13 protein-coding genes are annotated in these 12,933 nt (G+C 58.3%); 4 read left to right on the top strand and 9 right to left on the bottom strand.

Translation table 11 applies throughout. The features are described from left to right. Positions 1 to 93 precede the first annotated feature (93 nt). The 6 genes from msrQ to ACIQV9_RS27775 all read right to left on the bottom strand — a co-directional run bounded on the left by msrQ (position 94) and on the right by ACIQV9_RS27775 (position 6,076). Entirely contained in the window at positions 94 to 714 is a 621-nt protein-coding gene (gene msrQ, locus ACIQV9_RS27750; RefSeq protein WP_403108221.1) for a protein-methionine-sulfoxide reductase heme-binding subunit MsrQ, read from the bottom strand. Next, entirely contained in the window at positions 714 to 1,727 is a 1,014-nt protein-coding gene (msrP, locus tag ACIQV9_RS27755) for a protein-methionine-sulfoxide reductase catalytic subunit MsrP (protein WP_403108224.1), read from the bottom strand. Before msrP ends, msrQ begins: the two co-directional genes overlap by 1 nt. Before the next feature lie 63 nt (positions 1,728 to 1,790). Then, positions 1,791 to 2,648: a CDP-diacylglycerol--serine O-phosphatidyltransferase gene (gene pssA / locus ACIQV9_RS27760; RefSeq protein WP_010467638.1), complete on the bottom strand. Its 858-nt coding sequence runs from the start codon at positions 2,646 to 2,648 to the stop codon at positions 1,791 to 1,793. Between the two features lie 144 nt (positions 2,649 to 2,792). Next, entirely contained in the window at positions 2,793 to 3,809 is a 1,017-nt protein-coding gene (gene ilvC / locus ACIQV9_RS27765; protein WP_007948647.1) for a ketol-acid reductoisomerase, read from the bottom strand. A 48-nt stretch (positions 3,810 to 3,857) separates the two neighbouring features. Then, a complete protein-coding gene (gene ilvN / locus ACIQV9_RS27770) occupies positions 3,858 to 4,349 on the bottom strand; it encodes an acetolactate synthase small subunit (RefSeq protein ID WP_003205610.1) in 492 nt (163 codons plus the stop codon). A 2-nt stretch (positions 4,350 to 4,351) separates the two neighbouring features. After that, positions 4,352 to 6,076 carry an acetolactate synthase 3 large subunit gene (locus ACIQV9_RS27775; RefSeq protein WP_109636224.1) on the bottom strand — a complete coding sequence of 575 codons (1,725 nt, stop codon included), beginning with the start codon at positions 6,074 to 6,076 and terminating at the stop codon, positions 4,352 to 4,354. Between the two features lie 399 nt (positions 6,077 to 6,475). Here ACIQV9_RS27775 and ACIQV9_RS27780 point away from each other — a divergent pair, with 399 nt between their 5' ends. After that, positions 6,476 to 6,889: a DUF4124 domain-containing protein gene (locus ACIQV9_RS27780; RefSeq protein WP_403108229.1), complete on the top strand. Its 414-nt coding sequence runs from the start codon at positions 6,476 to 6,478 to the stop codon at positions 6,887 to 6,889. 18 nt (positions 6,890 to 6,907) lie between these two features. On the opposite strand, the gene ACIQV9_RS27785 is transcribed toward ACIQV9_RS27780, so the two are convergent. From ACIQV9_RS27785 to mrcB, 3 genes are read right to left on the bottom strand one after another with little or no spacing between them, the layout of a single operon-like run. Then, positions 6,908 to 7,243, bottom strand: a complete 336-nt coding sequence (locus ACIQV9_RS27785; RefSeq protein ID WP_403108232.1) for a YqcC family protein — start codon at positions 7,241 to 7,243, stop codon at positions 6,908 to 6,910. Next, entirely contained in the window at positions 7,243 to 7,962 is a 720-nt protein-coding gene (locus ACIQV9_RS27790) for a hypothetical protein (protein ID WP_403108235.1), read from the bottom strand. Before ACIQV9_RS27790 ends, ACIQV9_RS27785 begins: the two co-directional genes overlap by 1 nt. 16 nt (positions 7,963 to 7,978) lie before the next feature. Next, positions 7,979 to 10,303, bottom strand: coding sequence for a penicillin-binding protein 1B (mrcB, locus tag ACIQV9_RS27795; RefSeq protein WP_403108238.1), 2,325 nt, complete (start codon positions 10,301 to 10,303; stop codon positions 7,979 to 7,981). Between the two features lie 118 nt (positions 10,304 to 10,421). On the opposite strand from mrcB, the gene ACIQV9_RS27800 reads away from it, so the two are divergent. From ACIQV9_RS27800 to ACIQV9_RS27810, 3 genes are all read left to right on the top strand, one after another. Then, a complete protein-coding gene (locus tag ACIQV9_RS27800; RefSeq protein WP_403108241.1) occupies positions 10,422 to 11,978 on the top strand; it encodes an AAA family ATPase in 1,557 nt (518 codons plus the stop codon). 90 nt (positions 11,979 to 12,068) lie between these two features. Next, positions 12,069 to 12,413, top strand: coding sequence for a pentapeptide repeat-containing protein (locus ACIQV9_RS27805; RefSeq protein WP_010467624.1), 345 nt, complete (start codon positions 12,069 to 12,071; stop codon positions 12,411 to 12,413). Between the two features lie 243 nt (positions 12,414 to 12,656). Next, positions 12,657 to 12,929, top strand: a complete 273-nt coding sequence (locus ACIQV9_RS27810) for a TfoX/Sxy family protein (RefSeq protein WP_010467623.1) — start codon at positions 12,657 to 12,659, stop codon at positions 12,927 to 12,929. Positions 12,930 to 12,933: the final 4 nt, after the last annotated feature.

A 12,933-nucleotide genomic window follows, 5' to 3' on the forward strand; every position in this document is an offset into this window, starting at 1 on the left:
GCGTAACTCTTTGTTTACCAAGGAGTTTTCCGTTTCGACTGCGCCGGAAGTGGGGCGAATTATAGACTTCCAGAATCTGCCGTCAACACCTAATTACGCTTTTCTTGCAGAAGGTGCCTTTTTAGCGATTAAACGCGGGATTCGACGGGCCACAGGTGGAATGCGCAACACTAATAGCAGCGCACCTATAGAAGCATAGATAGCCCATTCCTTCAGATCGGCACGAACGATCCACAACATATGCAGCAATCCAAGTCCGAGAACGACATACGCCAGCCGATGCAGCTTCTTCCAACGAACACCCAGCCGTCGCTGACTGTAACGATTAGAAGTCACCGCCAATGCCAACAAACAGAGAAACCCCAACGTCCCGACAATGATGTACGGCCGTTTGCGCAACTCGACACCCAACTGCGACCAATCAAATCCAAGAATGAATGCCGTGTAGCCGCTCAGATGCAGAACCACATAAGCGAAACACCATAGCCCCAGCTGCCGGCGCACAGCGATCCACCCCGCCCAACCCGTGAGCTTCTGCAGAGGCGTCATGCTTAACGTTACTAGCAGCAGGATAAGCGTCCCCAGCCCCAGCCGGTCAACCAGCACCTTGCCCGGATCGGGACCCAACACATCCTGCCAGGCCTGATACAACCAAAGCAGCGGCCAGACCGCCGCCGCTATAAAGACGCTAATTCGCCAGAACGGATAACGCATCAGTAGTTCTTCCGCAGATCGAGCCCTGTATAGAGAGAAGCGACTTCATCCGAGTAGCCGTTGAACATTTGCGTGTCCCGAACATTGGGCTTGAACAGGCCGCTCGGCAAGCGACGCTCCCGCGCCTGGGTCCAGCGCGGGTGATCGACTGTAGGGTTCACGTTCGCGTAGAAGCCATATTCATCCGCGGCAATGCTCTGCCAGGTGGTTTTCGGCTGTTCGCTGACCAGACTGATCCGCACGATGGACTTGACGCTCTTGAAGCCATACTTCCAAGGCACCACCAAACGCAGCGGCGCCCCGTTCTGATTCGGCAGTTCACGCCCATACATGCCAACCGCAAGAATGGTCAACGGATTCATCGCCTCATCCAGGCGCAAACCCTCTACATAAGGCCACTCGATCAAGGCAAAACCGGACCGCTGCCCAGGCATGCTTTTAGGATCTTGCAGCGTTTCGAAGCGAATGAACTTGGCCTTTGACGTCGGCTCGACCTCCTTCAGCAAAGCTGAAAGGGGAAAACCAATCCAGGGAATGACCATCGACCAGGCCTCAACACAGCGAAGACGATAGATCCGCTCCTCCAACTGATAGGGCTTCATGAAGTCCTCCAGAGCATACCGTCCAGGCTTGCCCACCTCCCCGTCCACCACCACGGTCCAAGGCTCAGTCTTCAACGAACCCGCGTTAGCGGCTGGGTCGCCTTTATCAGTGCCGAACTCGTAGAAGTTGTTGTAGTGGGTCGCATCCTTGAATGGCGTGATCGCCTCATCCTTGACGTTGACCGCCCCCCATTTAGTAGAAGGAAGCTTTTCGGCAAACCAGGAAGGCGCCTTGCCAGGTTCGACATCCGCGTAACGAGCGGCTTCATCGGCACTGGCCCAACGCGGCAGACTGCTCACAGCCAGACCGGCAACGGCAGCACCCAATAGATTGCGTCGAGAAAGATAGAAGGCTTCAGGCGTGACATCCGACTCATGGCAGTCAGACGCTTTGGGGACTTTGATCAGCATGGCAACTCCGCAGCATTGGAGGACAGATGCACCAATAGACTGCGGAGTATGAGGGAAATTACATCACTCGGCGTTTTTGTGCCGACGAAGATGCAACAGGTATTGCACCGGACCAGACGCCGCGTAAGCGAGGAAAACCAGCAGCAGAATGCGCGGCGGATCACTGAAGACCACGGCAAACACCAGCACTACCGCGAGGATCGCGACAAAAGGTACGCGCCCCTTCAAGTCCAGCTCCTTGAAGCTGTTGTACTTGATGTTGCTGACCATCAGCATGCCGGCGGCGGCCACCATCAGCGCAACCAGGAACGACATTTTGGACCCCTGAATGCCGTAATCGCTGAACGCCCAGACAATCCCCGCGACAACGCCCGCAGCAGCCGGACTGGCCAGACCGATGAAGTAGCGTTTATCCGCGGTGCCGACTTGCGTATTGAAGCGCGCCAGGCGCAACGCTGCACCCGCGACATAGATGAAGGCAACCATCCAGCCGACCTTGCCCATGTCGCCCAATGCCCAGCCAAACGCCAGCAATGCCGGCGCAACACCAAAGGCAACCATGTCCGACAGCGAATCGTACTCGGCGCCGAAGGCACTCTGGGTATTGGTCATGCGGGCTACGCGACCATCAAGGCCGTCGAGCACCATGGCGACGAAAATCGCGATCGCGGCAAACGCGAAATACTTGCTCGCGCCAATCGAATCACCGGCACTCAAGGCACTCTGGGCGCTCATCGAGCTGATGATGGAATAAAACCCTGCGAACAGGTTCGCGGTGGTAAACAGATTCGGCAGAAGATAGATACCACGATGCCGGACTTTACGACCTTCAGCGTCATGCCCTTCCTCGATGTGTTCATCGATGGGCAGGAGGCTTTCGGCGTCAGAAGCCTTGTTTGGCTCTTCGGGACGTTCGCTCATGGACATTACCTTGCAACGGGGTGGAAAGTTTCGACAGGTGTCTGGGACGACGGTTCGGCCACAAACGATGCAGCTTTATACCAGAACCGGTCACCCAAACGAAAAAACGCGGCCTAAGCCGCGTTTTTCGTACAAGTGCGCGACTTAGTTTTTAGCTTTGTCGACGATCTTGTTGGCACCGATCCACGGCATCATGGAGCGCAGTTGCTCGCCGATGATTTCGATACCGTGAGCGGCGTTGTTACGACGCTTGGCGGTCATCGAAGGATAGCCGGTCGCGCCTTCGCTGATGAACATCTTGGCGTATTCGCCGTCCTGAATACGTTTCAGGGCGTTGCGCATGGCCTGACGGGATTCGGCGTTGATCACTTCCGGACCAGTCACGTACTCGCCGTATTCAGCGTTGTTGGAGATCGAGTAGTTCATGTTGGCGATACCGCCTTCGTACATGAGGTCAACGATCAGCTTCAGTTCGTGCAGGCATTCGAAGTAGGCCATTTCCGGCGCGTACCCAGCTTCAACCAGGGTTTCGAAACCGGCTTTGACCAGCTCAACGGTACCGCCGCACAGAACGGCTTGTTCGCCGAACAGGTCGGTTTCGGTCTCGTCCTTGAAGGTGGTTTCGATGATGCCGGTACGACCGCCACCCACGCCAGCAGCGTAGGACAGCGCAACGTTTTTGGCGTTGCCCGAAGCATCCTGATAGATAGCGATCAGATCAGGGATACCGCCGCCTTTGACGAACTCGGAACGCACGGTGTGGCCCGGTGCTTTCGGCGCGATCATGATCACGTCGAGGTCAGCGCGCGGAACAACCTGGTTGTAGTGGATCGCGAAGCCGTGGGAGAAGGCCAGGGTGGCGCCTTTCTTGATGTTCGGCTCGATTTCGTTCTTGTACAGGGCAGACTGGAACTCGTCCGGGGTCAGGATCATGACCAGGTCGGCAGCCGCAACAGCGGAAGCAACGTCGGTCACTTTCAGGCCGTGAGCTTCGGCTTTGGCAACAGTGGCCGAGCCTTTGCGCAGACCGACAGTCACGTCAACGCCGGAGTCTTTCAGGTTGCACGCTTGAGCGTGGCCCTGGGAGCCGTAACCGATGATGGCAACTTTCTTGCCCTGGATGATCGACAGGTCGCAGTCTTTTTCGTAATAAACTTTCATGAAATTCCCCTATATATCCAGGCCGTTCAGGCCGTTCGCTAATTTGGTTTAGATGCTGAGTACTTTATCGCCGCGAGCGATACCGGTTACGCCGCTACGGACGGTTTCCAGGATCGAGGCGGTGCCAATGGACTGAATGAAGCTGTCGAGCTTGTCGCTGGTACCGGTCAGTTGAACGGTATACACGCTGGCGCTGACATCAACGATCTGCCCACGGTAAATATCGGTGGTGCGCTTGATCTCGGCGCGCTGGGCGCCGGTGGCCTTGACCTTGACCAGCATCAGTTCGCGCTCGATGTGAGCACTTTCCGACAGGTCGACCAGTTTGACCACTTCGATCAGCTTGTTCAGGTTCTTGGTGATCTGCTCGATGATCTCATCGTGGCCGACAGTGGTCAGCGTCAGACGCGACAAGGTCGGGTCTTCGGTAGGGGCCACGGTCAGGCTTTCGATGTTGTAGTTGCGCTGCGAGAACAGGCCGACTACACGAGACAGAGCGCCGGGTTCGTTTTCCAGAAGCAGGGAAATAATATGTCGCATGATTAAGTACGCTCCGTCTTGCTCAGCCACATATCGCGCATGGAGCCGTCTTTGATCTGCATCGGGTAGACGTGTTCACCGGCGTCGACCTTGATGTCGATGAACACCAGACGATCCTTCATCGCGAACGCTTGCTCCATCATCGGCTTCAAATCCTTCAAGTCCGTGATGCGCATGCCGACGTGACCGTAGGCTTCGGCCAACTTGACGAAGTCCGGCAACGATTCCATGTAGGAGTGCGAGTGACGCGCGCCGTAGCTCATGTCCTGCCACTGACGGACCATGCCGAGCACGCCGTTGTTGAGCAGGATGATCTTCACGGGCAGGTCATGTTGCAGGCAAGTGGACAGCTCCTGGATGTTCATCTGGATGCTGCCTTCACCGGTCACACAAGCCACATCGGCTTCCGGGAAGCTCAGTTTCACGCCCATTGCTGCCGGAAAACCGAAGCCCATCGTGCCCAGGCCACCGGAGTTGATCCAGCGATTCGGCTTGTTGAAGCGGTAGTACTGCGCCGCGAACATCTGGTGCTGCCCCACATCGGACGCAATGTAGGCATCGCCCTTGGTCACTTCGTGCAGGGTTTCGATAACGGTCTGCGGCTTGATGATGCTGCCGTCCCCTTTGTTGTAAGGGAACATGTCGCGATCGCCGCGCCACTCTTCAACCTGCTTCCACCAGGCAGCAACCGAGTCCTTGTTCGGGGTCTCGCCGATTTCCTTGAAGGTAGCGACCATTTCGGTCAGTACGCTTTCCACCGGGCCTACGATAGGAACGTCGGCCTTGATGGTCTTGGAGATCGAAGCCGGGTCGATATCGATGTGGATGATCTTGGCGCTTGGGCAGAACTTCGATGCACCGTTGATAACACGGTCATCGAAACGCGCGCCCACGGCCATGATCACGTCCGCATGGTGCATCGCCAGGTTGGCGGTGTAGCTGCCGTGCATACCGAGCATGCCGAGGAACTGACGGTCGCTGCCCGGATAGGCGCCGAGGCCCATCAAGGTATTGGTGACCGGCACGTTCAGCAGTTGCGCCAGCTCGGTCAACGGCGCGGAACCGTTGCCCAGAATGACGCCGCCGCCGGCATAGATGATCGGCCGCTTGGCCGCCAACAGCATTTCCACTGCTTTGCGGATCTGGCCCGAGTGGCCACGAACCGCCGGGCTGTAGGAACGCAGCTTGGCTTTTTTCGGGAAGATGTATTCGAACTTCTCGGCCGGGTTGGTCATGTCTTTCGGGATGTCGACAACGACAGGGCCGGGACGACCGGATTGCGCGAGGTAGAAAGCCTTTTTCATGATCTCCGGGATTTCCGAAGCATGCTTGATCATGAAACTGTGTTTCACGATCGGCCGGGAGATACCGATCATGTCGGTTTCCTGGAAGGCATCGGTCCCGACCATGGTGCTAGGCACCTGGGCGGTCAGGATCACCATCGGGATCGAGTCCATGTACGCGGTAGCAATGCCGGTAATGACGTTGGTCGCGCCGGGACCGGAGGTCACCAGTACGACGCCGGCCTTGCCGGTAGCGCGCGCATAGCCGTCCGCCATATGAGTGGCGGCCTGCTCATGACGAACGAGAATGTGTTGAACGGCTGGTTCTTTGAACAGCGCGTCGTAGATATGCAATGCGGCACCACCCGGGTACCCATAGATATATTTAACGCCTTCGTCACGCAAAAAGCGGACGAGCATCTCACCGCCAGATAAAAGCTCCACGTTGTTCACCTCTAAAACGCCAGAATACCGCCCACATCAAAGAGGACGGGTCTTAATAGGTTTACTTCTCAGCAGAGCATGAGCGACGGTGGTCGCCGACTACGTCAGCACTGACTGAGCAAGTATTGGGATCGTCCCAAGTGTTGCGGGCCTTTCCCACCCAGCGCGAGGTAACGCGTTGCGGGTGTAACAGGTCGGCGCGGATGTGCGCCTCATGATCTGCTGAGTGGGCCTGCTTCTGGCAGTCCCTCTACAGCGGACTTTGGATTCTTCTGTTTCGTCCCCTGCAAGTCAAGCCGTCTATGTGCTTTATTGAAGTAAGCACATGAGAAAGCAAGAAAAAACCGCTAAACCGCAACTGTGTTAGCTTCAATTGCGCAACTCTGGCAAGGAAATGGCATGCGAACGTTCTTGATGGTCAGTCTGCTGGTCAGCCCTTTGTGTATGGCCGGTCAGATCTATAAATGGGTCGACGCCCAGGGCGTGACCCACTTCGACGCGCAACCGCCGCAAGGCCAGGAGGCCACCACGGTGCTGACGCCCTCCCCGCCTGCCGGCAAACCCGCCGCGCCAACGCGCAGCACGGCGATTGGCGATCAACAGGCCATCGACAACACAGTGAAAAAGCAGGTCGCCGAGCAACAAGCCCAGCTAAAGGTATTCTGCGAACAGGCGCGAACGAACCTGGCCCAGCTGCAGAACAATCCGCGATTGCGGGAGGATGTCGACGGTGAGAGGCGGCGCCTGACCGATGAGCAACGTCAGGAGCGTACAACCGAAGCACAGAAACAGATTGCGGATAACTGCCAGTAGGACCTGGCAGTTTCCGTTTCAGCGAGAGGCGGTGATGAGCAGGTCGAACTCTTTTAGCAAGACCTGCAACTGCCGATCCTTGCCCTGGGCATTGCGGGCGGCGAAGACCATTTCGGCCATCTCCTGAATTCCCGACGCATTGGGCAGCGGCAAATCCTGTTCGAGGATGATCTTCATCTTCGGCAGGAAGATCCATTGAAGCCACTGTTCGAAATCCAGCGTATCCACCGAAAACGGCTCGACGCTGGATAACGCTTCAGCGGAGGGCGAAACTTCGTCCCACCAACCCTGAACCCGCAGCTCACGCTCGATCAACAGCAGTTGCTCGGCAATCCTGGGGAAACGTGCGTCCATCACAGCGAAACCTTGGCCTTCTGACGGGCCAGTGCCGCACCTGCAGAATCACCCTGCTTCTCACGCGACTGACCGATCAATTCCCACAGGCTGGCCTGAAGCGCCGGACGACCATTGGCGAACGTCAGGCCACGACGGGCGAACTGTTCAGCCTGTGCCGCATCGCCTTGGGCCATGCGCACCTGAGCCAGACGATAAAGCACTTGCGGCTCACGTGGCGCAACACGCTGGGCGCGCTCAAGACTGGAGGACGCACCATTGAGATCTCCGCCGGCCTGTTGCTGCTGAGCAGTGGTCAACAGCGCCAGCACCGGACCGTCCAACTGCTCATCGGCAGACAAGCCACCGGAGCTCGCCGAAGGAATCCCGCTCGGCGTCGACGGCATGCTGTAGCCGCCCTGATTGATCGGTGCCGACTGTACCGGCGAGGTGTCTATCGGGCCAGGCGTAATCGGACCGGTGCTGATCGGTGCCGACGCCACTGCGCCGCCACCCGGCACCATCACGACCACACCCGTGTCACCTTGAGGAATCGCCTGAGTCTGGGCTTGCACAGGACGTTTAGTCGTCGTCTGACGGAAACCGCCATTTGCCGACACTCGCTCACTGTTGGAGACAGCGCTGCCAGAATCCACAACCGGGATCGAACCGCGTTGTACGGAGGAACAACCGCTGAGCAAAGCCACGGCGGTAACCGCTGGAATCAACCACTTGTTCACTTGAAACCCTCTTTGCTTAATTCATCCAGCCCTTGACCCAATCCATCACCGTTTCGCCGGATGCAGGACTGTCGCCACCGCACGCAGCACCGGGAGGCGGTTCGCTGCCGCGAATATACGGCATCTGCACAGCACCTGGGCAGCTGCCTTCGGAACCCTGCCCTGTACGCGAATCGACCCAGGCCTGAACAATGTTGTCCGGCTGCGGCATGTCCAGCGGCAGCGGATCGGCCTTGCGCATGAAACTGGTCCAGACCTGCAACGCACCGGTGGCACCGGTGAACGGTGTCTTGCCGTTGTCATCGCGACCCAGCCACACCACCGCCAGCAAATCCTGGCTGAAGCCAGCAAACCAGCTGTCTCGCGAGTCGTTACTGGTACCGGTTTTACCCGCCAGGGTCAGGGTTTTCGGCAGCACGTTATAAACCGAACTGCCGGTACCTTCACGCATGACTCGCTGCATGGCGCTTTGGATCAGGTAAATGGAGGCCGGGTCGAAACGCTGCTCAATCTGGAACGGATAACGCTTGAGCGGCTCACCTTCGGCGGTCAATACGCTACGAATCCCGCGCATCGGCGTATTGAAACCACCGTTGGCCAGCGTCTGGTACATGGTCGCCACTTCGATCGGCGTCAAACCACCGGCCCCCAGCAACATCGAAGGGAACGCCGGGAACTCGCGACTGACACCCAGGCGCGCCAAAGTCTTCAGAACATTCGGGACGCCCACCGCCAACCCGAGACGCGCCGTCGACAGGTTGTAGGAGTGCGCCAGGCCCTGGTACAGGAAAACCGTACCGTGGGAACGGCGATCGTAGTTCTGGGGTTTCCAGACCTGACCGTCCGCGCCTTTGACCGAGAAGTAGTCGTCCGACAGCCAACTGGTCAGCGTGTACTGGCTCGGTTTCTCAAGGGCTGTCAGATAAACCGCGGGCTTGATCAATGAACCGATCGGTCGCACCGCATCCAGCGCCCGGTTGAAGCCGGCAAAACTCGCCTGACGGCTGCCGATCATGGCCTGGACTTCACCGGTTTCCGGGTTGGTCACGACCATCGCCGCTTCGACCTCATCGGAACCCTTGCGCCCGGATAGACGCTTGAAGGTGTCGTTGACCGACGCCTCGGCTTTCATCTGCAGGATCGGGTCGAAACTGGTGAAGATCCGCAGGCCTTCTTCGGTCAAGTCTTCGTCGCGGTAGTCTTCGCGCAACTGGCGTTTAACCAGGTCGAGGAAGCCCGGGAAAGAACTGTCCGCCAGTTTGCCGCGCGTCGTCACGCCCAATGGCATTTTCTTCGCGGCGGCGACCTGCTCGGCGGTGGCGACGCCTTGCTGCTCAAGGACATCGAGCACCAGATTGCGGCGCTCCAGCGCCCGTTCCGGGTTGCGACGCGGATTGTAATAAGACGGTCCCTTGACCATCCCCACCAGCATTGCCACTTGATGCAGCTTCAGCTCGGACAATGGCTGCCCGAAGAAGAACTGGCTGGCGAGGCCGAAACCGTGCACCGCGCGCTGGCCATCCTGGCCGACGAACACTTCATTGAGGTACGCCTCAAGAATTTCCCGTTTGTCGTAATGCAGCTCAAGCAGCATCGCCATCATGGCTTCGGTGAGTTTGCGGGTCAGGCTGCGTTCGCTGGTCAGGTAGAAATTCTTCACCAACTGTTGTGTCAGCGTACTGCCGCCCTGGGTCATCTTGCCGCCAGAGGTGTTGACCCACACGGCACGGGCAATCGACTTGGGCGACACGCCCCAGTGGCTATAGAAATCCCGGTCTTCCACGGCCACCAGGGTTTCCAGCAGGTACGGCGGGACCTGATCGATTTTGATCAAAATGCGATCTTCGAGATTTTTCGGGTAAATCCCGCCGATCAGCAGCGGCTCCAATCGCACGACAGAAAGCTTCGAACCGTTGGTCGCCGAAAGGTCGGCCACGTAATCGCCGGAGAAGCGCACGCGCACCGGCTGAGCGCTCTCCAGACCTTCATAAAACTGGAAGCCACGGGTATTCAAGTCGACGGTGTTGCCGTTGACTGCCGCAGCGCCGGGGCCATTGCTCACGGCTTCGCGGCGATAACCCAAGGCGTCGAGCTCGGTGAGGAAGTCTTCCTTGCTCAGCTTCTGGCCGGTGAACAGCTCAAGCGGGCGCGCATACACCTTGGCCGGGATGGTCCAGCGCTTGCCGGAGAACTTCTCCTGGACCACGGCGTCGAGGTAAACCGCGAACCCGGCGAGCACCACGAGGCCGACCAGACTGAGTTTAAGGGCCCAGCCCAGCCAGGGGCTCAAGCCCTTGGAAGGTGGTTTTTTGGGGGTACGGGGGGATCGAGTACGAGTCATGGCGGCGGATTATACGCACTTTATTCATACTCAACAGGCGCCCTCCGAGGTTTGCGTCAGGCGGACTTGCAGCCATAATGGCGGCCGTGAATTTTCCCCAGACTCTGAAGGATCGCCTGTGAGCCAGTCCCTGATCGCCGCCCTGCAAAACCCGGCCCTCTACCCGCATCCTGTCGACGGGTTCCAGGTCATCGAGACCCATATTTCCTGGGTCATTCTCACCGGCCCCTTTGCTTATAAAGTGAAGAAGCCAGTGAATTTCGGCTTCCTCGACTTCACCAGCCTCGACGCTCGCGAGCATTTCTGCGGCGAAGAGCTGCGCCTTAACCAGCGCCTGACCAACGATTTGTACCTGGAAGTGTTGCCGATCACCGGCACCGAAGAAGCACCGCAACTGGGCGGCGAAGGCCCGGTTGTCGATTTCGTGCTGAAAATGCGTCAATTCCCACAAAGCCAGTTGCTCAGCACCCTGCAAGCCAATGGCGAATTGACCACCGCACACATCGACGAGATGGCCGCGCAGATTGCCCAATTCCATCTCACCGCACCGAAAGTGCCTGGTGAACACGATGCTGGCACCCCGGACAGCGTGATGGCACCGGTACGCCAGAACTTCGAACAGATCCGCCCGTTCCTCAGCGACAAGGCCGATCTGCTGCAACTCGAAGCGTTGCAAGCCTGGGCCGAAAGCAGCTTCGAACGCCTGAAGCCGCTGTTTGCCCAGCGCAAGGCTGAAGGCTTCATCCGCGAATGCCACGGCGACATCCACCTGGGCAACGCCACCGTGATCGACGGCAAAGTCGTGATTTTCGACTGCATCGAGTTCAACGAACCATTCCGCTTCACCGACGTTTATGCCGACACCGGCTTCCTGGCCATGGACCTGGAAGATCGCGGTCTGAAGAGCCTGGCGCGCCGTTTCATCAGCCAGTACCTGGAACTGACCGGTGACTATCAGGGCCTTGAGCTGCTGAACTTCTATAAGGCCTACCGCGCCCTGGTTCGCGCCAAGGTCAGCCTGTTCAGCATGCCGGCTGAGGCCGACCCGGTGCAACGCGCCACCACCCTGCGCCAATACCGCAACTACGCCAACCTGGCGGAAAGCTACAGCACCATTCCTTCGCGCTTCATGGCGATTACCCACGGCGTTTCCGCTGTCGGCAAGAGCCACGTGGCCATGCGTCTGGTGGAAGCGTTGGGCGCCATTCGCCTGCGTTCCGATGTTGAACGCAAGCGACTGTTCGGCGAGCAAACCGTACCGAATGACCCGCAGGCCGGCATTTATAGTGCCGACGCCAGCGCCGCCACCTACAGCCGACTGCATGAGATTGCCGCGGTCATCCTGCGCGCCGGTTTCCCGGTGGTCATCGATGCGACCTACCTCAAACGCGACCAGCGCGACGGCGCGGCGAAAATCGCCGAGGCCACCGGGGCACCGTTCCTGATCCTCGATTGCAATGCACCGCAAGCTGTCATCGAGAGCTGGCTGGCCTTGCGTCAGGCAGACAAAAAGGATCCGTCCGACGCCAACCTCGCCGTTATCGCCGCCCAGCAAGCCAGCCGCGAAGCGCTGACACCAGCCGAGATTCTTTGCAGCAAACGCGTCCAGACCAATGAAAGCGGGACGCTCGACACCGTTGTTGCGCAGATTCGCCAGCGCATGCCGGGCCTGTAAAAACTATTTCAGCCGTGAAGCCCTCGCCGGCTTCACGGCTGCCAAATAGTGGCACTATACTGGCGTCATAAAACCATCAGGTGATGCGACATGAGCCAGCCGAAACTTCTCGACACCCCGCTTTATGCCTTGCTGCACAAAGACGACATCGCAGGCTTCAATGCCGAGCGTGCCAGTCATGCTTCTGTCGACATGGTCGGCGGCGATTTCCGTGGCCTGGACCTGCGTGAACTGAATGCCGATGGCGTCGATTTCACCGATGCCTATTTCCGCTCCGCCGATTTACGCGGCATCGACTTTCGCAACTCCTGCCTGGAAGGCGCGAGCCTGGCTCACGCACAGATCTCCGGCGCCTACTTTCCGCCAGAACTGAGTGCTGACGAGATCCTGATGTCGATGAATTTCGGTACTCGCCTGCGTTATCGCACCCGCTAAAAACGACGTTCTGCCTGACAAGTCCAGCGCCCCCGCTTCGCGCTGGGCGCTGGATTTTTTTATCGGAAAGTTGATTCCTCCGCGCTTCCTCCTACAACTCCCGCCGACCTTCACGCAGCTATTTGAGTCCTCTTCTTAGAAGCTTTTGCGTCGAAACCGACCAAACAATCACGCTTTTCCTACTGATGGCTACACTCCTGAGAGGCTCGCCCACGCACCGTTCGGCCGTCGCAAGGAGGCTTGATGAATGATGAACTGCAACACCTGAAGAATCTTGGCAAGACGTCGGCACAGTGGCTGCATGCCGTGGGCATCCACAGTGCGTCTGACTTGCGTCGCCTCGGGGCGGTGGATGCTTATCGGGCCGTGCGTACGCGCGGGTTCCGGGCGTCCAAGGTGTTGTTGTATGCGATCGAAGGCGCGCTGATGGATGTGCACTGGAACGACATTCCAGCCGATCGCAAAGAAGCCTTGAACAAACAATTGGAAGCCATCTCGTCCCGTCACAAGAATTGAACAG

It is taken from the genome of Pseudomonas sp. NPDC099000 (assembly GCF_044759925.1).
Lineage (GTDB): Bacteria > Pseudomonadota > Gammaproteobacteria > Pseudomonadales > Pseudomonadaceae > Aquipseudomonas.